Here is a 24778-nt window from a genome sequence, read left to right as displayed (position 1 = left end):
GGCACTTCCTGAAAAACCGCCAGCATTCCCACAATCGAACAGAGACTGCCTAGTAGTCTTCCCGGTCGCTGCTGGCCTGCCATAACTCGAAGGCGGCCAGCCGGCGCGGGTGATCAAGTTGTTCGGTGGTCAGCTGGCGTTGCGCGACCGGTCGAGCCAGCTCCTGGTAGATGAACTGATCATCAAAACCGATACGAGCCGCATCGGCCTGGCTGTTGAGATAGAACAGCTTGTCCGGCCGGGCCCAGTAGATGGCGCCCAGACACATGGGGCAGGGCTCGCAACTGCTGTAGATCACACAGCCATGCAGCTGGTGGCTACCCAGCTGGCGGCAGGCGGCGCGAATGGCTTCCATTTCCGCGTGGGCGGTGGGGTCATGCTGGTCCGTTACCCGATTGCAGCCCTGACCAATGATGGCGCCATTTTTGACCACCAGTGCAGCAAAGGGCCCGCCAAGGCCGTGACGCACATTCTCCTCGGAGAGAGTGAGGACCGTCTGGATCAGGTTTTGGTGATTATCAAACGGTTCCATGGTGGCGGCTCCGAGCTATTGGATGCCAGCGTCGGCATGGTTCTTTGTAACGCTTAGCGACGTGTTACCTTGCCGATGACAGTGTTATCCAGATAGTCCGCCCAGGCCTGCAGCATTTCCCGGCGTTTTTCCTGATAGAGCTGACGGTCGCTCTGTTCGTCGCCGGTCTGGTTGAGCAACTGTGACTGGATCTGTTCCGCCTGGTAGCCCAGCTCGCCCAGCGCAGTGGCAGCCAGGGTGCGCAGGTTGTCGGTGGAGACCGGTGTCGTGCGGGTCACTTTTTTCAGGGCGCCGGTGAGAGTGCTGGCGCCCAGGTGCTTCTTGCGATCGCGGGTGCCGGGGAAGATATATTCCTGGCGGCCGGTGATCGGTTCCATCTCCCGCAATAGCTCCACCGCCTGGCGGGGCAGGGGCACGGTAATGATCTTGTTGCCGTCCGGGCTGTCCGGATTTTTGCGGCGGATGCGCCATTCGCCGGCATCCAGATCCATGTCCGACCAGCGTGCGTTGACGATCTCGCTGGGTCGGGCCAGCAGCCAGACAGTCAGCTTGAGCGCCGCGGTGGTGGTGGTGCGGCTCCACTGTCCGAGCACGCCACTGGCCAGATTGAAGAGTTGCTCACGGGTGCTGAGCAGGAATTCCGGCTCGGTGCCGGAACCGGTAAGTCGGCGCCGCAGGGCACCGGTCTGCTGGAAGCCGGCCACGCCGGTATCGCGGGCATGGCCGTAGACCCGTTTGGCGATACCCAGTACCCGCTTGCCCTTGTCCAGATGGCCTTCGGCGCCCAGGGCGGCCGCCAGGGATTTCAGATCCTCCGGGGTCACTTCGCTGACCACCCGCTTGCCAATGCTGGAAATCAGGTAGTTTTCCATCTGTCGCTTGGTGCGACGGAACTGTTCTTCCGAGACCTCAAAGCGGTAGACCCGTTCCAGCCAGTCCCGCGCCACCGCCTCGAAGGTTTCCACCGAGGGGCTGAACACTTCGCGTTTTTCGCAACGGGTGAGCGGATCAGTGCCGTCGGCGATCAGCTCCCGGGCTTCGTCACGAAGCTGGCGGGCAAAGGCCAGGGTGACCTCGGGGCAGGGGCCCAGGGTGATGACTTTGCTGCGGCCATCGAACCGATAGCTGAATTTCCAGGTACGGCTGCCATTGGTCTCTACCAGCAGGTAAAGCCCCTTGTCGTCCCGGAGCTTGTAGTCTTTTTTTAGGGTTTCGGCGTTGCGGACATCCGCGGAAGTCAGGGCCATGGCTCGCTGCAGGTCAGGTTATTGTCAGCATCGCGCAAAAACGATGCAGGGATTACAGACAATAAGCTACTCAGCTTTGCCAGTGCGTTCAATTGCTGTGCGGTAACTGCCGTTGAACGAGAGAGGGGTCGTGGTGTTGATGGCATGACGGTTTTACAGCCTTATGGGGCCTGTTCCATCAAATGACGGGGTTCGCGCTATTCTGCTGCGTCTGGGGATAATGCTGGGTTTCAGCGTTTGTTGGCGTATTGTCAGGGGGAACACCGTTCCCCAGGCTGTTATTTAGCAGGCGGTTGACCTAGGGCAATTTGTCACACGCCGCCGTAATACTGATGTGCTAGCCTAGAGAAAATTATGAATCCTGTTCGCAGGCCTGTCATGTGGAGGTTGCGCCCGTGGAGTTCGATCCGTTCTTGCTTGCCCGGCTGCAGTTCGCGGCCAATATCAGTTTCCATATCCTGTTTCCCACCATCACCATCGGCCTGTGCTGGGTGCTGTTCTATTTCCGGTTGCGCTACACCTTTTCTGGTGACAAGGCCTGGGAGTATGCCTACTTCTTCTGGGTAAAGATCTTTGCTCTGAGTTTCGCGCTGGGGGTGGTGTCCGGTATCACCATGAGTTTCCAGTTCGGCACCAACTGGCCCGGGTTTATGGAGCGTGCCGGCAATATCGCCGGGCCGTTGCTGGGGTATGAAGTGCTCACTGCCTTTTTCCTGGAGGCCTCTTTTCTGGGCATTATGCTGTTCGGCAAGGACCGGGTATCCAATCGTACCCACCTGATTGCCACCGCCCTGGTGGCCGTGGGAACTTCGTTCTCTGCATTCTGGATCCTCAGCCTCAATTCCTGGATGCAGACGCCGACAGGCTATCGCATTGAAGACGGCGTGTTCTTCGTGGAAAGCTGGTGGGAAGTCATCTTCAACCCGTCTTTCCCCTATCGCTTCGCTCATATGTTCACGGCGTCGCTGTTGACTGCGGCTTTCCTGATCATGGGTATCAGCGCCTGGCGGGCCATGCGCGGCGTGGATGGCCCGGCCACCTGGAAGGTGATGCGCACCGGTGCGCTGATGGCTGCAGTGCTGGCGCCGCTGCAGGTATTTATCGGTGACTTGCACGGGCTCAACACCCTGGAGCACCAGCCCGCCAAGATCGCCGCCATGGAAGGTATCTGGGAAACGGAAAAAGGGGCCCCCCTGACGCTGTTCGGCTTTCCCGATGAGGAAGAAAAGACCACGCACATGGCCATCAAAGTGCCCAACCTGGCCAGCCTCATCCTCACCCATGAGTGGGACGGCGAAGTGCTCGGTCTGAATGAGTTCGAGGGGGAAACCCCACCGGTGGCGCCGGTGTTCTGGGCGTTCCGGGTGATGGTCGGCATTGGCATGCTGATGGTGTTAGTGGGCTGGTGGTCCGCCTGGCGGTTATTCCGCAACCGGGATGAAAGTCGCGAGACACAGACCTGGCTGTTGCGTGCCCTGTCGGTGATGACATTCTCTGGCTGGATCGCGGTGCTGGCGGGTTGGTATGTCACCGAAATCGGCCGTCAGCCCTGGGTGGTGGATGGGCTGCTACGAACCGCCGATGTGGTGGCGGATCACAGTAGTGCCACTGTTGCAGGCACACTGTTCGGCTATGTATTGCTGTACCTGTTCTTGCTGGTGTCCTACATCGCCACCCTGCGTTATATGGCCACCAAGCCGGCACGTTCCCTGACGCTGACGCCTCAGCAACGGGCCATGAACGACGCGGAAACTGCCGAAGGAGAAGCGTGATGGATCTGGGATACTGGCTTCCGTTGTTCTTTGCTGGCGCCATGGGGCTGGCACTGCTTATCTATGTGGTTCTCGATGGCTACGATCTGGGCATCGGCATGTTGCTGCCCTTCGCCAGCGATGACGAAAAGGATGTGATGGTGGCGGCCATCGGGCCGTTCTGGGATGCCAATGAAACCTGGATCGTACTGGGCGTGGGTATCTTGCTGATTGCCTTCCCGCAGGCGCATTCCATCGTGCTCACCTCCTTGTACCTGCCGGTGACACTGATGCTGATGGGGCTGATTCTGCGCGGGGTATCGTTCGATTTCCGGGTCAAGGCCGGCGACAAGCACAAGGCGAAATGGAACCGTCTGTTTGCGTTCGGTTCCCTGGTCGCATCGGTCTGTCAGGGCTGGATGCTGGGCGCCTTTGTCACCGGGCTCACCGGTGATGCCACCAGCACCCTGTTCGCTGCACTGATCGCGGTGGCGTTGCCATCCCTGTACATCATGCTTGGCGCCGCCTGGCTGCTGATCAAGACCGAGGGTGAGCTGTTCAACAAGGCGGTACGCTGGGGGCGAATGGCGGTATGGCCCATGGGCGGTTTTCTGCTGCTGATTTCCATCGCTACCCCGTTGGTAAGCAGCGCCATCGCTGACAAATGGTTCACCCTGCCTAACGCCATCGGTCTGATGCCTATTCCGATCACCACAGCGCTGGCCTATGTGGCGCTGGTCTGGATCTTCAACAGTAAACAGATCCTGCACAATGGCTATGGCTGGCTGGCGTTTGTCGCCTTGATGGTAGTGAGCGTGCTGGCGAGTATCGGACTGGCCTACAGCCTGTTCCCTGATATCGTGTTGGGGCAGATTTCCATTTGGGAAGCAGCGTCGGCCACGGAGTCCCTGCTGTTTACTTTTTGGGGTGCCATCATCGCCTTGCCGATGATTCTGGGCTACACGATCTTTATCTATCGGGTGTTCCGGGGCAAAGCGACTCATCTGAGTTACGAGTAGCGATTCGCCTTGCGAGCAAGGCTCCAACAGCGGTGAGTTATGTCGTTGGAGCCTTGCTTGCAAGGCGAAGCGTTTGATTCTTGTTTCATTGCTGGAAAAGTGATTTCTCTTTCAGGGCTTTTTCCAGTTTCTTCCTGTCAATCCCCGCCATATTGATGGCAAATACCCCTTCCAGTAATTCCCATAACTCAGCTGCCGAACCCAGCGTCTGCTTTTCACTGCTGCCATCCGGAAAGCGAACTGTATAAAGATCGTTCAGCAGTGTGTGGCGGCGGTCTTCGCCAGTGCGCACCGCAATCAGATTGTTCACGAATTTGGATTGTGGGTGGCAGGCCACATACCAGTTGGCCATCTCGAAATCCACGGCACCCTGTTGCATCAGGTCGAAACGATAAAGCAATCGCCACTGTTCCCCGAGCTGTACCCACAGGCTGTAATGATCCTGATGCGCCTCCACCCGAAAAGGCTCCAGCGGTGTGCTTTGTGGATGACGGGCATGGAGCTTCAACGGGGCCGTCGGAGTCATGCCGCCGAACCCCACATCGCTGAGATACTCTTCGCCGTCAATCGTCACCAGTAGCAGCATATGCGAGCGTGGTGGCCAGGCATCGTCGGGCTGGTTCCAGTAGACCCGCCCGGTGATGCCGCGTGCCTGAAATCCCAGCCCAGTCAGGATTTCCAGAAACAGCAGGTTATTCTCGAAACAGTATCCGCCTCGCCGCTGAACAACCAGCTTGTCCATCAGGACCTGGCTGTCCAGTGTCACAGGGAGCCCCAGCAGCGGGTTCAGGTTCTCGAAGGCGATGGCCTGCAGGTGTAAGCGTTGCAGGGCCTTGAGGGTATTCAGGGTAGGCGTCTTGTCTCCCTGGTAGCCGATTCGCTGCAGGTAGGCATCAATATCCAGCGCCATGGTATGGGTCCCTGTCGGAAAAAGGAGAGTCAAGCATAAAACCTCAACTCAGGTTGATGTAAAGAGTGAAATTCGCTATTTAATTAACCATATCGACCTTTGTGTCGAATGAATGAAAACGATAAACCGATGGCAGTTACCAACATGGATGCTGGCTACTCTTGTGGGAGGCGTATAGATATTTCTATACAGGGGGCAGGCAGGGAGGCAGTGACGTAACGTTATGAAAGTCTCAGTGGCAACGGACAGGCTCACCTTTACGCCGCTCACCGACGCGAGCCTGCCGGTGTTGCATGACTGGCTGGGTCGCGAGCATGTCAGCCGCTGGTGGGGGCCGCAGCGCAGTCTTGAAGAGGTGATTCGCGATTACCATCCGGCCCAGCGCTGCTTTGGTGGCGCCATGTTTTTCTTTATCCGCCTGGATGACGAGCCGCTGGGGTTCATTCAGCGTTATGCGCCCATCGAGCATCACCATGAAGGCTGGTGGCTGGAAATTGATGACCCGGGTGTGCGTGGGGTGGATGTGTTTCTCGCCAGCGAGAGCCACCTGGATCATGGCCTGGGCAGCTCGGCGGTGAGTGCCTTTGTGGATCGGCTGTTTGATGATCCCCAGGTAACAGAAGTCATCGCCGATCCGGCGCCGGATAACCTTCGCGCCATCCACTGTTTTCGCAACGCCGGTTTTGTTGCCCGCCAGGTGGTGAAGACACCGGACGGGCCGGCCCTGCTGATGACCCGTACTCGCCCCTGATTGCTGAGCCCCACCTGGTGCCGATGCAATCACACTCTATGATGAGGCTTGCCTGCGTCCCGGTCTGCACCAGAACAGTGAAAATGCCGTGCAGTATTTCCGACCACTGGTGGCAGCCGGGGCACCAGCGTTGATCAGATTTCACTCAGCGGGATCGGCCCTGTGACATAATTCCGGTATGAATGAGAACTCATGCCATGCCAGCGGTTGACCGCAATCCGCTGCCCATCACCGATCTGCTCGACTGGAGCGATCGGGACAAGAGCCTGTTGCTGTCGGTGCTCACCGGCCTGCTGATGCTAGGGTTTCTCGGTTGGCTGCTGTTCACGGTGAACTACACCCGTTTCGGTGAGCAATTCCTGTCTGTGGAAGGGGCCGGGCTGGCCCGGGATATTTTCCTTTTCAACGTGATCGGCTGGTTGTTGCTGAGCTGTTGGGGAATGGCCCTGCACAAGACCAAGCGTCACTCGGTGGCCTACCCCAATGTGTGCATCCATTTCTTCGGTTTTTCCTTTCTCGGCATTGGTTATGTAATGGGGTTGTATAACCCGATCGTGGGCCTGGTGCTGGTGGGCTCGCCGCTCACCGGCTTTATTCTTTTTGATTTCAAGCGGGTCACCTGCAGCCTGGTGATTCACACCGTGATGGTACTGGCCATCTATGCGCTGATCGTGCAGGGAAAATTACAGTACGCCCCTATGCTCAAGGCGGACCCAGTGACCAAGGATCTGGTCTCCGTGTACTGGGTCAACAGCATGATCGCCTTTGCCACGCCGTTTCTGGCCATGGTGTTCGGCTTCACCTATGTGTTGCTGCGGCGCTGGCAGATTCGTGAAAAGCAGATCCGGGCCCTGGCGGTGACCGACCCGCTCACCGGCCTCGACAATCGCCGCGCCCTGTTCGACCAATTCAGCTACGAGCTGGCCCGCAGTCGCCGCAGCGGCAGCCCGGTGTCGGTCTGCGTGATGGATCTGGATCATTTCAAACAGATTAATGATCGCTACGGGCACGCTACCGGGGACAAGGTGCTATTGATGGTGGCCCGGGTGTTACGTGAGTGTCTGCGCGAAACCGATCGTATTGGCCGCATCGGTGGCGAGGAATTCATGTTGCTGATGCCGGAAACGGATCAGCAGGGTGCCGCCAAGGTGATTGAGCGTTGCCGACAAAGGCTCTGCGATACACCGGTAGAGGTGGAGGGGCAGGCGCCGTTCCATGTCAGCGCCAGCTTTGGTGTTACCTGTTCCGGCACTGGCGCCACCCTGGGTGAGGAGCAGCTCTTCACCCGGGCGGATCAGGCGCTCTATCAGGCCAAAGAAGCGGGCCGCAACCGGATGGCATTCTGGTCTTTGCCGCAGCAAGCGGCGACAGCCTGAGAGATAGCGGTAGGTATTCGTTGGAGCCTTGCTTGCAAGGCGAAGCGACCAGATACCCCTTCGCCTTGCGAGCAAGGCTCCAACAAGCTACGACTCCAGCCCGGCAATCAACGCATTCACGGCCCGGGCAAACTGCACCGGCGAATCCTCCTGAAGAAAGTGACCGCCCACCAGGGTCCGGTGAGGCTGTCCCTTGGCGCCGGGGATGCGTTCCTGCATGTACTTGTCGCCACCTCGGGTGATCGGGTCGCCATTGCTGAAGGTGGTCAGGAACGGTTTGTCCCATTGCTCCAGCACCTTCCAGGCCTTGCGGTTGGCATCGCTGGCCGGATCATCCGGGGTCACCGGCACCAGCTTGGGAAACGCCCGGGCGCCGGCCTTGTACTTTTTGCCCGGGAAGGGCGCATCGTAGGCCCGTCGCTCATCAGGCCCCAGCTTCTTGAAGGTGCCACTGCCGATGATGCGGGCGATGGGGAATACCGGGCTGTAGAGCGCGAAATTTTTCCACAGTGTAAAGGCTTTGGGGACTTTCAGATCGCCGGTGGGCAGCATGCCGTTACCCACCACGATGGCCCGGAAGCGCTCCGGGTTTTCCGCCGCCAGGCGCAACCCCAGCAGTGAGCCCCAGTCCTGGCAGACCAGGGTAATGTCATGCAGGTCCAGTTGCTCCAGCCAGGATTGCATCCAGTCCATGTGGCTCTGGTAGCTGTAGGCGTTGATGTCGGTGGGCTTGTCGGATTTACCGAAACCGATCAGGTCCGGGGCGACCACCCGGTGGCCGGCGGCGGCGCAGATCGGAATCATGTGCCGATACAGGTACGACCAGGACGGCTCACCATGCATCATCAGCACCGGCCTGGCATCCGCCGGGCCTTCATCCAGATAATGCATGCGCAGGCCACCCACGTCCGTGTAGTTGGGCTCGAAAGGGTAGTCCAGCAGTCGTTCGAAACGCGAATCCGGGGTGCGCAGAAAATCCATGGGGCATCCTGATGAAAATGAAGTCCCAAGGATGGCCGTTCCCGACCGCTGATGACCATGTCTTCCCGGGCCAAAGGGCGTGAAGGAATGAGAAGGGGCGGCGTTTGCGTAGGGTGCACTGAGCCTAAGGCGAACTGCACCATGTCCACGGTGGTTACGGTGCAGTTCGCCTTAGGCTCAGTGGCACCCTACGGTTTTGCCAGGGTTGGGAGTTTACTCGTCCCAGAGACCTTCCAGGCTGTAATCACTGCCCGGCTGTGCCCAGAAGCCGCCGTCGACGTAGCGGCGGTGGCGATCCAGCTCGGCGATGGCGTTCATGTCGTCCTCGCTGAGAGTCAGATCCGCGGCGGCCAGGTTCTGTTGCAGCCGTTGTGGATTCACCGATTTCGGGATCACCGCGGTGCCGCGCTGCAAGGCCCAGGCGATCAGCACCTGTGCCGGGCTGGCGCTGTGGTTGCCGGCGATGTCATGAATGATCGGGTCTTCCAGCAGCACCGGTTCGTCCACGGCCTTGAGGCCGTCCGGGCGATCGGAGGAGCCCAGCGGTGAGTAGGCAGTCAGGTGGATGCCCTGTTGCTGGCAGAAGCGCAGCATGACGGTCTGCTGTAGATAGGGGTGCAACTCGATCTGGTTCATGGCCGGTTTCAACCGCGCCTTGCCGACCAGGTCTTCCAGCTTTTTCACGCTGAAATTGGAGACACCGATCTGCCGGGTCAGGTTGTTATCCACCAGCGCTTCCATCGCTGCCCAGGTGGTCGCCACGGGAAGGTCGTTCAAGGACACCATGTCATCGCCGGACTGGGGAAAGGGCACACCTTTCTTCAGGGCCACCGGCCAGTGCATCAGATACAGGTCGAGATAATCCAGCTTCAGATTGTTCAGGGTGGTTTCCAGGGCCGGCTGCACATCCTCCGGCGCATGGTCGCTGTTCCACAGCTTGGAGGTGATCCACAGGTCCTCGCGCTGCACTGTGCCGGCGGCGAACACATCCTGCAGTGCCTGGCCGATTTCGTCCTCGTTGCCGTAAATATGGGCACAATCGATGTGCCGGTAACCCATCTCGATGGCCGCCTTCACGGCCTCGTAGACCTCGCCGGGCTGGGATTTCCAGGTACCCAGGCCCAGTTGCGGCATGGTGTCGCCGTTGGGGAATGTCAGTGTTTTCATCACCTGCTCCTGTAGATGCTGTGTGATAGTCCCGGTCGCTTTTGGCAGCCGGAAATAGCCTAATGACAGTGACCCTTAACAGGCGCCGCAGTTCCTGCCGGATTGCTGTCCGATTCTCCGGAATGAGCGCTTGAGCCGCTTGGGCCATTTCGCTACTGTGGCCAACCCTTCTATTTCGGCGGCGCCTTTTCTCGTCGCCCCCTGCTTGGAACCTGTTTATGTGGATCAAGAATCTGGTTGTGTTTGTGGGCGAAGAGGCCTTTCCTTCCTCCGTGGCCGAGCTCGATGAAACCCTGGACCAGAACCGCTGCCAGCCCTGTGGCTCCCAGACCCTGCGCACGGAAGGTTTTGTGCCGCCCCTGAAAGGGCAGGACCCCATGGTCTATGCGGTGGACGGCTTTATCTACTGCACCTACCAGGAAACCTCGCGCCTGCTGCCCGGGCCGGTGATCAAGGAGCTGCTCGACGAGAAAGTGGAGCACATCCAGGACGAGGAAGGCCGCAAGGTGGGTCGCAAGGAAAAGGCGGATCTGAAAGAGCAGATCACCTTCGAGCTGATGCCCCGCGCCTTCACTCGCTCCCGCCGTACTTCTTTGCTGATCGATACTGAGCGCAAGCGGGTGATGGTGGATGCCTCGTCCGCCAGCCGTGCCGAAGAAGTGGTGGCTTGTCTGCGCAAGGCCATCGGCACTCTGCCGGTAGCGTATCCGGCCCCCAACTCCGCCCCCTACACCAGCTTCAGCAACTGGCTGAAAGACACCAAGCTGTTGCCGGAAGGCTTCACCCTGGGTGATCGTTGCGAGCTGAAAGGCACCAAGGACGAAGGCGCCGCCGTGAAATTCACCGCCGTGGACCTGGGCCAGGAAGAAATCCTCGCCCACCTGGAAACCGGCATGGTGGCCACCCGCATCAACCTGGCCTGGCAGGATTCCCTGGAGCTGGATATCAACGACAAGCTGGAGATCAAGCGCATCAAGGCGCTGGATCTTCTACAGGAAAATATCGACGCCATGGATGCGGACGATGCGGTGGCAGAACTGCAGGCGCGCATCAGCCTGCAGGGCAATGTGCTGCGCGAGGCGCTGGATGGGCTGTTCGGTTATTTCGAGGTGAATCCGGCGTAACCGGAAAGCGGCTCAACTTTCCCCTGTAGGAGCGCCGCTTGAGGCGCGAACGTACTTGCGAAAGCCTTCCTCGCTTCGCTCGGTTCGCGCCTCAAGCGGCGTTATTCGCTGCGCTCACCCTTCGGGCCAGCCTGCGGCTGTTACCTTCGCGAGCTCGGTTCCTACAAGAGGAGGGTGACATCAGTCATCAATATCCTTGTCGTCTTCCTGGTCCTTGTCCAGTTTGACGATGGAGCCTTCATCGCAGTCCGGGGAATGGGTGAAGGTCTGTGTCACATCCAGGTACCCTAGGTGGGACAGTGTGCGGCGACCCAGCAGTACCGGGTAGATCATGTCCGAGCGGTCGTTCAGGGTGAATTGCTCTTCATAGATGGTGTTGCCCATGCACAGATTCATCAACACCACCGGGCGACGATCAACTCCACCGGCACCGCGGATCAGCACCTTGCGGTAACGGGGCTTCTCGAAGGTTTTTTCCATCTTTTTACCGCTGGCTTCATCGCGCACACCCACGGTAAAGCGCACCCAGTCGTCGCCCTCTTTTTCAAATACTTCCACATCCGTGGCGTGCAGGGATGAGGTCAGGGCGCCGCTGTCCAGCTTCGCCTTCAGCTCCACCCCCCAAGGCTCGATAGTGGTCTTTTCCACCCAGCCGAATACCGGGCGATCGGCGCCGAAGGTCTGGCCGGCCAGCAGTAGCAGGGCGGGGAACAGGGCAAGTGTCAGGCGAGGCATGGCATCTCCTTGATGATTCGGGTCTTCGTTAGGACAGGATGCCTGCCGCCGGGTTCCCCGGGTGTCCCGATCAGACCGATTCGGGCTCGAACTGGTACTTGTCCGGCTCGAACTTGCGGGTGCGCATCCAGTACTGGAAGGTGAAGCTGGGCCACAGGGTACGGTTCTTGCCGAATTCGTCCAGGTACCAGCTCTCACAGCCACCGGAAGACCATACCGCATCATCCAGTTGCGCCTGCAGGCGCCGGTTGAATCCTGCCTGCACCTCCGGTTTCACGTCCAAAGAGCCGCCGCCCTCACCAAGCAGTTTTTTCACCGCCTGCATCACGTAGTTCACCTGTGCCTCGATCATGAACACGATGGAGGTATGCCCCAGCCCGGTATTGGGTCCCAGCAGCATGAAGAAATTGGGAAAGCCGCTCACCGAGATGCCCAGGTAGGCTTCCATGCCGGTCTCGTCCCAGGTGTCGCGAATTTCCTCGCCGCCCTTGCCGATGATCTGCATGGGGCCGATGGGGTCGGAGACCTTGAAGCCGGTGCCGTAGATAATGCAATCCACCTCGCGCTCCACGCCCTGACCATCAACAATGCTGTGGGCCTTCACTTCCTGAATGCCGTCGGTGAGCACCGCCACATTGTCGCGATTCAGTGACGGGTAATATTCATCGGACATGAGAATGCGCTTGCAGCCGATGGTGTAATCCGGGGTGACTTTCTTGCGCAGTTCCTTGTCCTTGATGTTGCGCCGGATAAAGTGGCGGCCATACAGCTCGGCCAGCTTCATGGCGCGCGGGTCCACTGCCAGGCCCAGCACCCGGCTTTCCATCCACCAGTAGATGCCGCCCCGAAACAGTTTCTGTGTCACCGGCAGGGTCTTGAACAGCAGCTTTTCAATTTTCGTCATGCGCCTGTCCGGCTTGCTCAGCACCCAGGGCGGGGTGCGCTGGTAAAGATCCAGCTGCTCCACCTCGGGGGCAATGCGCGGCACAAACTGGATGGCACTGGCGCCGGTGCCGACCGCCGCCACACGTTTGCCGGTGAGATCGTAATCATGGTTCCAGCGGGCGGAGTGAAAGGCCTCGCCTTGGAAGTTCTCCACCCCGGGTAGCTTTGGATAAGCGGGGATGCTCAGCGCGCCGATGCCGGAAACAAAAATCCAGGTGGTCAGCTCGGTGCCGTCATGGGTGGTCACATGCCAGATCTGCTTCTGTTCGTCGTAGACCGCCCGCTCCACCTCGCAGTTGAAGCGCATGTGCGGGGTGACCCCGAACTTGTCGGCGCAGCGTTTCAGGTAATCCCAGATTTCCTGCTGGGGGGCAAACATCCGCGACCAGCGCGGGTTGGGGGCAAAGGAGTAGGAGTACAGATGGGAGGGCACATCGCAGGCGCAGCCCGGGTAGATATTGTCCCGCCAGGTACCACCGATATCCGCGGCTTTTTCCAGCACCACGAAATCATCGTACCCGGCTTCCTTGAGCTGAATCGCCATACACAGTCCGGAGAACCCGGCGCCCACCACAATTACCTGGTGGTCTGCCCGGGTAGCATTCTTATTTTTGCTCATTGTGCACCTCCCTGGTTATCACCATCATGGCGTAAGGACTCAGACCCGGCCACAGCTGTTGCGCATTGCCAGCACACCGTTACCGACGATAAACAAAGCCGAAGCGCCATGACCCGCGCGCGCCTTCTGCTCGCGTCATGACCAAGGTGGTCACCGCCACGCCGGTTACGATGGGGGCAGAGAGAAATGAGGAATTTGCGATGACAGACAAGCCATCCGCGCCCTCCCTGGGGCTGTTGCTGGGAGAAAGCCGGGCCATGCTGGCCTATGGCCGTTACCTGCTGCGAGGCCTGGGGCATCGTCAGCTGCCCGCCGGCCGTGGCCAGCCTGTGCTGGTGCTGCCCGGGTTTGGCGCCAGCGATGTGAGTACCCGGCCGCTGCGTCGGGGCCTGAGCCGGCTGGGTTACAGCGTTTACGGCTGGGCCCAGGGCACCAACCTGGGCATGAACAGCAAGCGCAAGGCCATGCTGGTCAGTCAGCTGCAGGCGATCCATACCCGTCACGGCCAGCCCGTGGCGCTGATCGGCTGGAGCCTGGGCGGCGTGTTTGCCCGCGAACTGGCGCGGGCCTACCCGGAGCGGGTCAGCCAAGTGTTCACCCTGGGCAGTCCCATCAATGGTGACCCGGAAGCCAACAACGTCACCTCCCTGTTCAACCTCTTCAACCCCAGGCGCCCGCCACCGGATCGTGAGGCTTTCGAGGCCCGTATTCCGGCGCCGCCGGTGCCCTGTACCGCCATTTTCACCAAACAAGACGGCATCGTGTCCTGGCAATGCAGCCAGGAAGAAGAGGGGCCGCTTACCGATAATGTGGAAGTGCAGGGCACCCATGTGGGCCTGCCCTGGAATCCCCAGGTGCTGGCGGCCATTGCCGAGCGCCTGGCCCGCTGCCCGGAGACCGGCAATGAGTGATCTGCAACCGGGCCGCTACCGGCACTTCAAGGGCAACGAATACCAGGTTATCGGCACCGCCACCCATTCCGAAACCGGCGACACCCTGGTGGTCTATCGTCCGCTCTACGGCGACCAGGCCCTGTGGGTACGCCCCCTGGCCATGTTCACCGAAACCGTGGAGCGCGACGGCAAGGTCCAGCCGCGCTTCGCCCGGGTGGGCGATTAGCCCTCCCCGTCCCCGTTGGAGCTATGCTTGCATGGCGAATGGCTGTCAGGTTCACAATGCGTTTGCAGGAAACAGAACCTTTCTCGCCATGCAAGCATAGCTCCTACAGCAATAAGGCAGTCATTCGCCAAGATAGTCGTTACAATGGCCCCTCGATAGCGGAGCCCATTGCATGACCACTTTTGCCGACCTCAATTTGCACGAGCGCCTGATCCGGGCACTCGGTGAACTGGAAATCACCACCCCCACGCCTGTCCAGGCCTCAGCCATTCCCGAGGCCCTGGCCGGCCACGACCTGCGTGTGGTCGCCCGCACCGGCAGCGGCAAGACCGCCGCCTTCATGCTGCCCATGCTGCACCAGCTGATGCAGCACTCGCGGCCGCGTACCGACACCCGCGCCCTGATCCTGCTCCCCACCCGCGAGCTGGCCCAGCAGACCCTCAAGCAGGTGGAAGCGCTGGGGCGCTATACCTTTATCAAGGCGGAGCTGGTCACCGGTGGTGAAGACTTCAAGGTGCAGGCCGCCAAGATGCGCAAGAACCCGGAAATCCTCATCGGCACCCCGGGGCGCCTGATCGAGCATCTGGAAGCCGGCAACCTGCGCCTGCAGGATCTGGAAATGCTGGTGCTGGACGAATCCGACCGCATGCTGGACATGGGCTTCAGCGACGACGTACTGCGCCTGGCCGCAGAATGCCGTGCCGAGCGTCAGACCCTGCTGTTCTCCGCCACCAGCGGTGGCAATGCCATGGAGAAAATGGTCGCCTCCACCCTGCGCGATCCCAAGTCCCTGATGCTGGATTCCGTGCGTGACCTGAACGAATCCGTGGTTCAGCAGGTGATCACCGCCGACGACGTGAAACACAAGGAACGTCTGGTGCAGTGGCTGCTGGCCAATGAAACCTACGACAAGGCCGTGGTGTTCACCAACACCCGCGAACAGGCCGACCGTATGGGGGGCGTGCTGGTGGCCTCCAACCTGAAAGTGTTCGTGCTGCACGGTGAAAAAGATCAGAAAGACCGCAAGCTGGCCATGGACCGCCTCAAGGCCGGTGCCGTGAAAGTGCTGGTCGCCACCGACGTGGCTGCTCGCGGTATCCACGTGGACGGCCTGGACCTGGTAATCAACTTCGACATGCCGCGCAGTGGCGACGAATACGTCCACCGCATCGGCCGCACCGGCCGGGTGGGCGGCGATGGCACCGCCATCTCCCTGATCGCCGCCCACGAATGGAACCTGATGGCAGGCATCCAGCGCTACCTGCGGCAGAACTTCGAATACCGCCTGATCGAAGCCCTGAAAGGCAACTTCCTGGGCCCGAAAAACCTCAAGTCCAACGGCAAGGCCGCCGGCAGTAAAAAGAAAAAAATGAAGAAAAAGGAAGATGCCAAAAAAGGCAAAAAGCCAGCCAGAAAGAAACCGGTAGCGAAGAAAAATTCGCGCACTAACAAGCCGGCAGTGCCGGATACCAATAGCGGCTTTGCGACCGTGAAGAAGCGGAAGAATCCTGGGTCGATTGATTGAAGGGTTACAAGTTTAAAGTTTAAAGTTGCAACGCGGGCAATAGGGTAGGTAAACGAAAACGTTTTGCCCGCGATTATCGGTAAAGATTCATTCTGAATAGCAACGAAGTGGGTGAGTTAATCGTTTCCTTTAGGGCCTTCCTGGAGGGTCCCCTCTCCCTTGAGGGGAGAGGGACAGGGAGAGGGTGAGACGGCCTTGAAGATTTCTTCCAGAACCGCATCAGTATTCTGCAGGATGTCATTGTTCCAGAATCGCATCACGCGATAGCCTTCCGCGTTTAGCCAGTCATCACGTTCCTGATCCGCCGCATTATCATTGTGCTGACCTCCGTCAGCCTCAATCACTAGCCTCGCCCCGAGGTGGACGAAGTCAACGATATAAGGGCCTACCGGCTGCTGGCGACGGAATTTCTGTCCATTTAGCCGATGGGCTCGCAAGTGTTTCCATAGCAAGCGTTCGGCGTCTGTCATGCGGGTTCGCAAATCCTTTGCGAAGCGGTGACGGTAGTCCATTACTTTGCCTTTTGTGCTTCCTGCACGTTGTAGTTTCACCCTATCCCTGTCCCTCTCCCCTCAAGGGAGAGGGGACCTAATAGATGGCGCTGGTTTGAGCTGCTGCCTACATCATCTTCCCAACCATCTTTAACGGCAAATTCCGCATAGCAAACCCCAGCGGTCCCCAGGGCCAGCCTGGCACCGACGCATTCTTCGGCTCTTTTTCGATGGCTTTCACCAGTGCCTTGCAGCCGGTTTCCGTGTCTACCAGGAAAGGCGTGTTCTTCACCTTCTCGTTGATCTCGGAACGGATGAAGCCGGGGAAGATAGTGGTCACCTTGATCGGGGAATTCTGCAATTCCACTTGCAGGCCTTCGGCCAGCATGGCCACACCGGCCTTGGTGGCGGCGTAGGTGGTGAGGTTTTTCTTCATGCCGCGCATGGCGCTGATGGAGGAAATCATCACCAGATGGCCGCTGTTCTGGGCGCGGAAGATTTCCATGGCCGCTTCGGTCTGCGCCAGCGCCGCTACGAAGTTGGTTTCCGCGGTCTGCCGGTTGGCGTAGAAGTAGCCGGTGCCCAGCGGCTGGCCCTTGCCCATGCCGGCGTTGATGATGACGCGATCAATACCCGCCATTTCCGTGCGGAACGCATCGAACACCGCAAACACCTGATCGTAATCGTTCACATCCAGCGGCTTGATCAGCACGGTAATGCCCGGATGTTTTTCCTCCAGCTCGGCCTTCAAGGTTTCCAGCCGGTCCATGCGCCGGGCACACAACGCCAGGTTGCGCCCCATGGCCGCAAACAATCGCGCCATCCCTTCGCCCAACCCGGAGCTGGCACCGGTGATTAGAATATTCTTGCGTGTCGGCATTGTTATCCCCTTGCTAATGGCTGCTGTAGGAACGAAGCGTAGCGTAGTAACGACTGTAAGTCGGCCCGCAGGGTGAGCGTAGCGAATACAGCCGCTTGAGGCGCGAACCTCGCGAAGCGAGGCGACAACGTTTGTGTCGCTCGCCGATGTTTTCTGAAACCTGTCGAGCGCTGGGATCCTGATCGTCCTGCGGACGATTTCCGCGCTGGCGCGCGGTTCGCACCTCAAGCGGTGCTCCTACATAGGCGTTGTAGAAATGTTGAGGTTATCAGGTCGCGTCTATCGATACGTCACCTGCTCGCTCGGCAGATGCAGATGTTCGTTCACCGAGACTAGCCTTGGCTTGCCGGCATTCACAAGCACGCGGGTCACACTGGTGTTGATCAGGGTGCGGTTCCAGGTTATCAGGGCCTCGTCGGTGAGGCCCATCAAGCGCTGGATGATCACGCTGATGGCGCCGCCGGAGGTGAACACCAGGGCGCTGTCGCCGCTGCTCAGGCTGTTGCCCAGGCTGTAGGTGCTGGCCAGCACGCGCTCGCGAAAGGCGGGCCAGCTTTCGCTGTAATCGCCGTCACCGGTCTGCCAGCGACGCAGGGCCTGCTCGAATCGGGCCTGGAATACCTTGCGTGGGTGTTCCTGCTCGGCCAGCCACTGTGTCAGTGCCGCCCGGTCGGTGGCCAGGGGCCAGTCCACGGCCAGCAGCTCGCTGTGGTTGTATTCGTTGAAGCCGGTATCCGTGTGCCATTCCTTTGCCAGGCCCAGTTCCCCCAGGGTCGCTTCCGCCGTCTCCACATGGCGGCGCATGGTGCCGCAGATGGCGCGGGGCACCCCCAGATCCTGATTCTGCAGGGCACGGCCGAGAATGCGGCTCTGCTCCCAGCCCACATCGGACAGCTGATCGTAATCTTCCTTGCCGAAGCTGGCCTGGCCATGGCGGATCAGGTAGATCACCGGCATCAGGCTTTCTCCGCTTTTTCCAGTTTGCCCTGCAGTCGCTCGGCGCCTTTCAGCATCACCCGGTTGAACACAAACGGCAGAAAGCGCTTCATCCAGTAGGCCCGGCGACCGCTCTTGTGGGGCAGCAGGAAGAACTGCTGTTTGGCCACCGCCTTCTTGATCATCTCGGCGATCTGGTCGGCAGTCAGCTCGTCACTGGAGAGCAGCTTGTCCACCGTTTCGATCATGCCCGGTTCCGGGGTGCGCATGGACTCGTGCAGGTTGGTGCGGAAGAAGCCCGGGCACACCACCGTGGTATGAATGCCGTAAGGCGCCAGCTCGAAGCGCAGAGTCTCGGACAGGGAAATCACCCCGGCCTTGGTCACGTTATAGCTGCCCATCACCGGCGCGTGCAGCAGCCCGGCCAGGGAGGCGATATTGACGATATGGCCGTGACCCTGGCGCTTCATCATCGGCACGAACACCTTGCAGCCGCGCACCACGCCCTTCACGTTGATATCGAAAATCCAGTCCCAGTCGGCCATGTCGCCGCGATCAATACGGGCGGCACCGGCCACCCCGGCATTGTTCACCAGCACATCCACGCCACCCCAGTTCTGCTCCAGCCATTCGCGGGCATTGTTGAAGCTGGCCGCGTCGCGCACATCCAGATACTGGAACTGCAGCTCGCCGGGCAGATCCTTCAGGGCCGCCAGGGTCTCTGCGGCGCGCTCCTGATTCACATCGCCGATCAGTACCCGGGCGCCATCGCGCAGCCAGGCCTCGGCCATGGCGCGCCCCAGCCCGGAGGCGCCGCCGGTGATCAGGATGCGTTGTGGGGTCTGGCTCATGGTGTGTCCTGTGGTCATGGTGGTTTCGGTCGCGGATTGTGCGTCAGGCGTCGACCCGCCGAGATCCGGGGTCTTATCCATTGACCGATGCTAGTGACGGCGTTTCAATAAATCCAATGAATCCTCGCAATGATCAATGATAAACGCCATGCATGTTTCGCGGTTCGATCTCAATCTTTTCGTGGTCTTCGATGCCATCTACACCGAGGGCTCCCTGACCCGCGCCGCCAAGGTGCTCAACCTGACCCAGCCGGCGGTGAGCCACGCCCTGGGGCGCCTGCGCGACCGCCTGGATGACCCCTTGTTCGTGCGCCAGGGCAGCCGCATGGTGCCCACCGCCCGGGCCCGGGCCATGGTCAGCCCGGTGCGCCATGCCCTGGGCGGCTTCCAGCGCTGCTTGAGTGATGAAGGCGGTTTCGATGCCAGCGAGGCGGAGCGCACCTTCGTGCTGGGCCTGCGCGATGGCCTGGAAGGCTGCCTGCTGCCGTCGCTGATGGCGCAGCTGATGGAAGACGCCCCCGGGGTACGTTTGCAATCACTTACTATCAGCCGAAAGCAGATGGCCACTGAGCTGGCCAGCGGCCGCCTGGATCTGGCCTGCGACGTGATGCTGGCCCTGCCGGAATCCATCGAGCATGTGCCGGTACTCAGCGGGCCGCTGGTGGTGATGATGCGCGAGGGCCACGAGCTGGCCGCAGAGATGGATCTGCCAAGCTACCTGGCCGCCCAGCATGTGCTGGTGTCGTCCCGCCGCGAAGGGCCGGGGCTGGAAGATTTCGGCCTGGCCCGGCAGGGCTACCGGCGCCATATCCGCCTGCGCTGCCAGCACTACCAGGCGGCCATCAGCACCGTGCAGCACACCAACCTGCTGCTCACCCTACCGGCCACCCTGGCCGGGCGCCTGTCCCGCAAGGGCATGGTGATCAAATCCTTCCCCGCCGACCTGCCCGGCCTGGAAATGCACCTCTACTGGCACCGCGACCAAAGCGCCGACCCGGCCCATAGCTGGTTGCGGCAGAGGGTGTTGGGGTTGTTGAAGGAACAGCAGGAGCAGTTAACAGTTAACAGTGAATAGTTAACAGCGCGCGGTATCGCGCCAGTGTTGCCCAAAGCATAGAGGCCGCGTCCCAGCGATGGGCGCGGCCTCTATGGTTGCAGGCAAAGAAAACCTTCCCCGCGAGCTGTTCACTGTTAACTATTAACTGTTCACTAAAATCTGCCCGGCCCAATACGGGTTTTCTTCCACCCGAATATCCGTGCGCTTCACCACGTCGCCGCAATGGCTGCATTGCAGTTGCGCTTCCAGGGGTTCGCCGCATTGGCGGTGGTAGCGGGTGAGGGGGGCGCCGTGTTCGCCGGCCAGGTGCTTGTCGCCCCACTGGGCCAGGTGCACGATCACCGGGTACAGTTCCTTGCCCATGGCTGTCAGCCGGTATTCGTGGCGCAGGGGGCGTTCCTGGTAGGCCACCTTGTCGAGCACTCCGCCCTCGGTGAGCTTGCGCAGGCGATCGCTGAGCACATGGCGGGTGACGCCCAGGCGTTGCTGGAAATCATCGAAGCGGCGCACGCCCATAAAGCAGTCGCGCAGCACCAGCAGCGTCCAGTTGTCGCCGATAATGGCCAGGGTGCGGGCCAGGGAACAGGGCTGTTGATCGATGTCTTGCCAGCGCATGCTAAACCTCCGTGAACGTGCTTTGATCATACCGGGTTGACGGGTTCTCAAAAAGAACCGACTATAAGTTCCAAATAGGAACCAACTGTTGGTCCACTGAAATCGGGAGGCTCCATGCCAGAATCTGTTGCCGTTATCATCGGTGCCGGCGATGCCACCGGCGGTGCCATCGCCAAACGCTTTGCCCGCGAAGGCTATACCGTCTGCGTTACCCGCCGTACTGAAGAGGCGCTGGCGCCCCTGGTGCAGGAGATCGAAGCCGCCGGTGGCAAGGCCCGCCTGTTCGGCTGCGATGCCCGCGACGAAGAGCAGATGGTGGCGCTGTTCGACACCATCGAGAACGAGGTCGGGCCGGTGGAGGTGGTAGTGTTCAATATCGGCGCCAACGTGTTCTTCTCCATCCGCGAGACCACCGCCCGGGTCTACCGCAAGGTCTGGGAAATGGCCGCCTTCGCCGGCTTCCTGGCGGGCCGCGAAGCCGCCCGTGTGATGGTGCCGCGCAACAAGGGCACCATCATCTTCACCGGCGCCACCGCCTCATTGCGCGGCGGAAAGGGCTTTTCCGCCTTCGCCAGCGCCAAGTTTGCCCTGCGCGCCCTGGCCCAGAGCATGGCCCGGGAACTGGGGCCGGAAGGCATCCACGTGGTCCACCCCATCATCGACGGCGCCATCGACACCGCCTTTATCCGCGACAACTTCCCGGCCAAGTATGCCCAGAAAGAGCAGGGCGGCATCCTCAACCCGGAACACATCGCCGACACCTACTGGATGCTCCACCAACAACCCCGCGACGCCTGGACCCACGAAATCGACCTGCGTCCGTGGATGGAAACGTTTTGATTAACGCTGCAAGCAACACGTTTTTTGTGGGAAGTGATGCTTGCATCACGAAGGGCTCTGCCCGGCAATTCGGCATGCAAGCATGCTCTCCCACAACCCCCTGCCGTAGGAGCGTCGCTCGCGGCGCGATAACCCAACGTCTGGAATCGCGCCGCCAGCGACGCTCCTACGGAAATTCCTGAAAGGAAAACCCCATGACCCAAAAAATCGAATTCCTCTTCGACGTAGGTAGCCCCACCGCCTACCTGGCCTGGAGCCAACTGCCTGCCCTGTGCGAGCGCACCGGTGCCGAGCTGGTGTATGTGCCCGTGCTGCTGGGCGGCATCTTCAAGGCTACCGGCAACAACCCGCCCGGTGCCGTGCCCGCCAAAGGCATGTACATGATGCGCGACCTGGCCCGCTACTCCGCGCGTTACCAAGTGCCACTCACCATGAACCCGCACTTTCCGGTGAACACCATCACCCCCATGCGCATCATCACCGCCGCCATCGGCACCCCGGAACAGGACGCCGTGATCGCCGCACTCTACAACGCCATGTGGCGCGAGCCCTGCAAACTCTCCGAGCCGGAAGAAATCATCCGCGTGCTCACCGCCGCCGGCCTGGATGCGCAAGCCTGGCTGGAAAAAGCCGCCAGCGATGACGTGAAAGAACAGCTCAAAGCCAACACCGAAGCCGCCGTAAAGCGTGGCGTGTTTGGCGCGCCGACCCTGTTCGTGGGCAATGAGATGTTCTTCGGGCAGGACCGGCTGGATTTTGTGGAAGAAGAATTGAAAGGCAGTTAATAGTTAACAGTGAATAGTTAATAGTGAAAATCAAAAAACAGGAGTCGAATGTCCGGTGCGGACGTAGCTTGCCTCTGTAGGAGCTATGCTTGCCCCCAAGGGGATCTGCGACATGCGAACCGGCGTCGGCTTCGAAAGTAAATCGGGGGAAGACCTGCCCCCATTGCCCCTGTTAAGTTACCAAGGAGTCGGTGACGCCTTGGCGGGGGACATATGCAGCAGATGATTCAGGATGCTCTGGTTGCGTGGGTAGATGCTGCAGGGCTGGCCTTGCTTGCCATCATTGCCGGTTTGCTTGTCTATAAGGCGCTGGTCTACCTGATTGGCCGTTTTGCCCAGTCTGCCTCCGTCGGTCGCATCTTCTTTGACGCGGCGGCGCGGGCCATTGGTGTGTCGTTAGCCCTTATCGCCCTGAGCAGTGTGCTGCATACCGTGCCCGAAGAGCTTCCCTGGCTGGCACAGATCCGCCACGGCACCACACTGCTGCTGATCATTGCCCTTACCTGGACCGCCGTGGGTTTCACCTCCGCCATTGGCGACGTCATCGTCAAACTGAACCCGGCCTACGAAAACGAATGGAAGCGGGCACGCAAGGTGGAAACCCAGACCCGCTTTCTGGTTCGCTGCCTGAATATCGTCATTGTACTGGTCGGCACCGGTGCCGCCCTGATGACATTCGATTCCGTCCGCCAGATCGGCACCAGCCTGCTGGCCTCCGCCGGTATCGGCGGCATTATCCTCGGCTTTGCCGCCCGCCCGGTACTCAGCAACCTGCTGGCGGGCATGCAGATCGCACTCACCCAACCCTTCCGCATCGATGACGCCATGTTTGTGCAGGGCGAATGGTGCTGGGTGGAAGAAGTCACGGCCACCTATGTGGTCCTGCGAGTGTGGGACCTGCGCCGTCTGGTGGTACCGCTGCAATGGTTTATCGAAAACCCCTTCCAGAACTGGTCACGCAATACCGCCGACCAGATCGGCAGCACCCTGATCTGGGCAGATTACGGTATCCCCATCGAGCCGTTACGTGAGGAATTCTATCGCCTGCTGGAAGAGGCCTCGGAGTGGGATGGTTCCACCGGCACCGTTCAGGTCGTGGAAGCCGGGGAAAAAGCCATACAGATCCGCTTCCTGATGAGCGCCAAAAATTCCACCACCCTGTGGAACCTCAGGTGTTCCATCCGCGAAGACATGATCGCCTTTATCCAGAAACGCTTTCCCCAGTACCTGCCCCGCTATCGTGGCCAGCTGGAAGAGCCGCAGGAGCCAACCGGCCAGGCCAGCGTGTTGCCCTGATTCAATAAGGCCGCAAGCAACAACGCGCTCATCGCCGTTTGCGGCCCGTCCTTACTCCTCCGTCCCCTCGCACCCGTTGCGATGCCTCGCCTGCAAAATACGCAATTATTTGCTATCGTCGCCGATCTTTTGTCGCTGACGGATGCGGGCTGATGCTGAAATGGGTTTACGGTGTATTGATTGCCGCGTTTATCGCGATAGTGGTGGGCGGCGCGGTCAGCAAGGCCAAAGATTCCTGGCAGGCCCAGCAGCGTGCCGTCACCATGATGCAGGAAAGCCAGCAGAAACAACGGCAGAAGTACGATGAAATCCGCGACCGCATTGCCCGCACCCAGGCCAAGCCCTCCCTCAGCGACCACGACCGCTGGCTGATCGCCCACCTGCAGAAAACCCTCGATGGCCTGGAAAAGGTCGTCGACGGCCAGCAAACCCATTCCGCCCAGCTCTATCGCGGGCTGCTGCGCACCTGGGTGGGGTATGCCTTTCTGGGTATTGCCATGGTGGTGCTGGGGGTCTGCCTGCTGGTGCGCCCCAGCAAGGCGCTTACCCGCGAAGAGAAGCAGTGGCTGGCAAGCAATCCCCGCGACATCCCCGGCCTGCTGCTTGATCCCGGCGCCTACCGCAACAATGCGGCCCCCGTTCGCGGCGGCAGCAACTTCGTCACCGCCCGCATCAAACCGGCCAAGGCCGACTTGTTACGCATCACCCGCAGCCGGGCACTCAGTGGCATGGGCCTGGCCTTTCTGATCGCCCCACAGGGTGGCCTGGCGGTGGAGCTCTACTACATTGCCGACGCCCTGTTCGTGTCCCATATTCCCTTCGCGCAGATGACGTGGGGCGGCACCATGCAGGCGCTGATGCTGTCCATCTCCTTCACCCTGGCCGGTCTGTTCGTGCTGTTCTCCACCACCAGCAACGCCCGCCTGGACCGCCGCCAACAAACCATCACCCTGCCCGGCGACAACCGCACCCTGGCGTTCAATGAAGTGGAATCCGTCCAGCTCAACCAGGTACTCACCACCGGCGAACGCAGCTTCGTAAACAGCCAGATTCAGCTGAACCTGCGCAACGGGGAATCCCTGTCCCTGCTCAGTCACGGCGGCAAGGAACAGATCTACGTGGACCTGATCCGCACCGCCCTGTTCCTGGATAAACCGGCAGTGATCCCCGAAACCTAGCCGCCCGGCCATCACCAACCCCAATCATCCGTTGGAGCTTTGCTCGCA

At 60.3% G+C, this 24778-nt stretch carries 25 protein-coding genes; 13 read left to right on the top strand and 12 right to left on the bottom strand.

The features are described from left to right. Positions 1-49: 49 nt before the first annotated feature. A complete protein-coding gene (locus ACMG4M_RS15945; RefSeq protein ID WP_272963429.1) occupies positions 50-532 on the bottom strand; it encodes a nucleoside deaminase in 483 nt (160 codons plus the stop codon). A 53-nt stretch (positions 533-585) separates the two neighbouring features. Continuing rightward, complete coding sequence (locus ACMG4M_RS15940) at positions 586-1779, bottom strand: tyrosine-type recombinase/integrase (protein WP_035245417.1); 1194 nt, start codon at positions 1777-1779, stop codon at positions 586-588. A gap of 395 nt (positions 1780-2174) precedes the next feature. Between ACMG4M_RS15940 and ACMG4M_RS15935 the strand changes: the two genes are divergently transcribed. Next, positions 2175-3551: a cytochrome ubiquinol oxidase subunit I gene (locus tag ACMG4M_RS15935; protein ID WP_035245560.1), complete on the top strand. Its 1377-nt coding sequence runs from the start codon at positions 2175-2177 to the stop codon at positions 3549-3551. After that, positions 3551-4549: a cytochrome d ubiquinol oxidase subunit II gene (locus ACMG4M_RS15930; protein ID WP_035245414.1), complete on the top strand. Its 999-nt coding sequence runs from the start codon at positions 3551-3553 to the stop codon at positions 4547-4549. Before ACMG4M_RS15935 ends, ACMG4M_RS15930 begins: the two co-directional genes overlap by 1 nt. 85 nt (positions 4550-4634) lie before the next feature. Here the strand turns inward: ACMG4M_RS15930 and ACMG4M_RS15925 are convergent, their stop codons facing one another. Beyond that, entirely contained in the window at positions 4635-5459 is an 825-nt protein-coding gene (locus ACMG4M_RS15925) for an arylamine N-acetyltransferase family protein (RefSeq protein ID WP_414430406.1), read from the bottom strand. Positions 5460-5694: 235 nt separating this feature from the next. Between ACMG4M_RS15925 and ACMG4M_RS15920 the strand changes: the two genes are divergently transcribed. After that, positions 5695-6210, top strand: a complete 516-nt coding sequence (locus ACMG4M_RS15920) for a GNAT family N-acetyltransferase (RefSeq protein ID WP_414430405.1) — start codon at positions 5695-5697, stop codon at positions 6208-6210. Positions 6211-6407: 197 nt separating this feature from the next. Continuing rightward, complete coding sequence (locus tag ACMG4M_RS15915; protein ID WP_414430404.1) at positions 6408-7586, top strand: GGDEF domain-containing protein; 1179 nt, start codon at positions 6408-6410, stop codon at positions 7584-7586. 87 nt (positions 7587-7673) lie between these two features. Here ACMG4M_RS15915 and ACMG4M_RS15910 read toward each other — a convergent pair whose 3' ends face one another. Both ACMG4M_RS15910 and ACMG4M_RS15905 read right to left on the bottom strand, forming a co-directional pair. Next, entirely contained in the window at positions 7674-8567 is an 894-nt protein-coding gene (locus ACMG4M_RS15910) for a haloalkane dehalogenase (protein WP_414430403.1), read from the bottom strand. A 213-nt stretch (positions 8568-8780) separates the two neighbouring features. Continuing rightward, the gene (locus tag ACMG4M_RS15905; RefSeq protein WP_414430402.1) at positions 8781-9734 is read right to left on the bottom strand and encodes an aldo/keto reductase; all 954 of its coding nucleotides are present in this window, start codon (positions 9732-9734) and stop codon (positions 8781-8783) included. 218 nt (positions 9735-9952) lie between these two features. Between ACMG4M_RS15905 and ACMG4M_RS15900 the strand changes: the two genes are divergently transcribed. Continuing rightward, entirely contained in the window at positions 9953-10858 is a 906-nt protein-coding gene (locus ACMG4M_RS15900) for a recombination-associated protein RdgC (RefSeq protein WP_035245402.1), read from the top strand. Positions 10859-11038: 180 nt separating this feature from the next. Here the strand turns inward: ACMG4M_RS15900 and ACMG4M_RS15895 are convergent, their stop codons facing one another. Together ACMG4M_RS15895 and ACMG4M_RS15890 are read right to left on the bottom strand one after the other, a co-directional pair. Then, complete coding sequence (locus ACMG4M_RS15895; RefSeq protein ID WP_272963435.1) at positions 11039-11593, bottom strand: ATP-dependent zinc protease; 555 nt, start codon at positions 11591-11593, stop codon at positions 11039-11041. Positions 11594-11663: 70 nt separating this feature from the next. After that, positions 11664-13157: a flavin-containing monooxygenase gene (locus ACMG4M_RS15890; RefSeq protein WP_414430401.1), complete on the bottom strand. Its 1494-nt coding sequence runs from the start codon at positions 13155-13157 to the stop codon at positions 11664-11666. Positions 13158-13357: 200 nt separating this feature from the next. Between ACMG4M_RS15890 and ACMG4M_RS15885 the strand changes: the two genes are divergently transcribed. From ACMG4M_RS15885 to ACMG4M_RS15875, 3 genes are all read left to right on the top strand, one after another. Next, positions 13358-14068 (top strand): esterase/lipase family protein, encoded by a 711-nt coding sequence (locus tag ACMG4M_RS15885; protein ID WP_414430400.1) that lies wholly within the window; start codon positions 13358-13360, stop codon positions 14066-14068. Then, complete coding sequence (locus ACMG4M_RS15880; protein ID WP_035245397.1) at positions 14061-14276, top strand: DUF1653 domain-containing protein; 216 nt, start codon at positions 14061-14063, stop codon at positions 14274-14276. The genes ACMG4M_RS15885 and ACMG4M_RS15880 overlap by 8 nt, the downstream gene beginning before the upstream one ends. Positions 14277-14448: 172 nt before the next feature. Further along, a complete protein-coding gene (locus ACMG4M_RS15875; protein ID WP_272963438.1) occupies positions 14449-15801 on the top strand; it encodes a DEAD/DEAH box helicase in 1353 nt (450 codons plus the stop codon). A gap of 116 nt (positions 15802-15917) precedes the next feature. Here ACMG4M_RS15875 and ACMG4M_RS15870 read toward each other — a convergent pair whose 3' ends face one another. The 4 genes from ACMG4M_RS15870 to ACMG4M_RS15855 form a co-directional block, all read right to left on the bottom strand. Further along, the gene (locus ACMG4M_RS15870) at positions 15918-16313 is read right to left on the bottom strand and encodes an endonuclease domain-containing protein (RefSeq protein ID WP_414430399.1); all 396 of its coding nucleotides are present in this window, start codon (positions 16311-16313) and stop codon (positions 15918-15920) included. A 106-nt stretch (positions 16314-16419) separates the two neighbouring features. Beyond that, on the bottom strand, positions 16420-17172 hold the full coding sequence (locus tag ACMG4M_RS15865; protein ID WP_272997104.1) for an SDR family oxidoreductase: 753 nt from the start codon (positions 17170-17172) through the stop codon (positions 16420-16422). A gap of 279 nt (positions 17173-17451) precedes the next feature. Next, positions 17452-18129, bottom strand: coding sequence for a histidine phosphatase family protein (locus tag ACMG4M_RS15860; protein WP_414430398.1), 678 nt, complete (start codon positions 18127-18129; stop codon positions 17452-17454). Beyond that, entirely contained in the window at positions 18129-18977 is an 849-nt protein-coding gene (locus tag ACMG4M_RS15855) for an SDR family oxidoreductase (RefSeq protein WP_084573397.1), read from the bottom strand. Before ACMG4M_RS15855 ends, ACMG4M_RS15860 begins: the two co-directional genes overlap by 1 nt. A 130-nt stretch (positions 18978-19107) precedes the next feature. Here ACMG4M_RS15855 and ACMG4M_RS15850 point away from each other — a divergent pair, with 130 nt between their 5' ends. Next, a complete protein-coding gene (locus ACMG4M_RS15850) occupies positions 19108-20034 on the top strand; it encodes a LysR family transcriptional regulator (protein WP_414430397.1) in 927 nt (308 codons plus the stop codon). 123 nt (positions 20035-20157) lie between these two features. Here the strand turns inward: ACMG4M_RS15850 and ACMG4M_RS15845 are convergent, their stop codons facing one another. Beyond that, positions 20158-20631, bottom strand: coding sequence for a winged helix-turn-helix transcriptional regulator (locus ACMG4M_RS15845; RefSeq protein ID WP_414430396.1), 474 nt, complete (start codon positions 20629-20631; stop codon positions 20158-20160). Positions 20632-20745: 114 nt separating this feature from the next. Between ACMG4M_RS15845 and ACMG4M_RS15840 the strand changes: the two genes are divergently transcribed. From ACMG4M_RS15840 to ACMG4M_RS15825, 4 genes are all read left to right on the top strand, one after another. Next, entirely contained in the window at positions 20746-21471 is a 726-nt protein-coding gene (locus ACMG4M_RS15840) for an SDR family oxidoreductase (protein WP_414430395.1), read from the top strand. A gap of 194 nt (positions 21472-21665) precedes the next feature. Then, complete coding sequence (locus ACMG4M_RS15835; protein WP_414430394.1) at positions 21666-22256, top strand: 2-hydroxychromene-2-carboxylate isomerase; 591 nt, start codon at positions 21666-21668, stop codon at positions 22254-22256. 213 nt (positions 22257-22469) lie between these two features. Beyond that, entirely contained in the window at positions 22470-23552 is a 1083-nt protein-coding gene (locus ACMG4M_RS15830) for a mechanosensitive ion channel family protein (RefSeq protein WP_414430393.1), read from the top strand. Positions 23553-23704: 152 nt separating this feature from the next. Next, positions 23705-24730 carry a hypothetical protein gene (locus ACMG4M_RS15825; RefSeq protein WP_414430392.1) on the top strand — a complete coding sequence of 342 codons (1026 nt, stop codon included), beginning with the start codon at positions 23705-23707 and terminating at the stop codon, positions 24728-24730. Positions 24731-24778: the final 48 nt, after the last annotated feature.

This window comes from Alcanivorax sp. IL3, from assembly GCF_047495465.1.
In the GTDB taxonomy this organism is placed as follows: Bacteria; Pseudomonadota; Gammaproteobacteria; order Pseudomonadales; family Alcanivoracaceae; genus Alcanivorax; species Alcanivorax jadensis.
The sequence above is the reverse complement of the archived record's forward strand: the minus strand, read 5'-3'. Positions and strand labels throughout refer to the sequence as shown.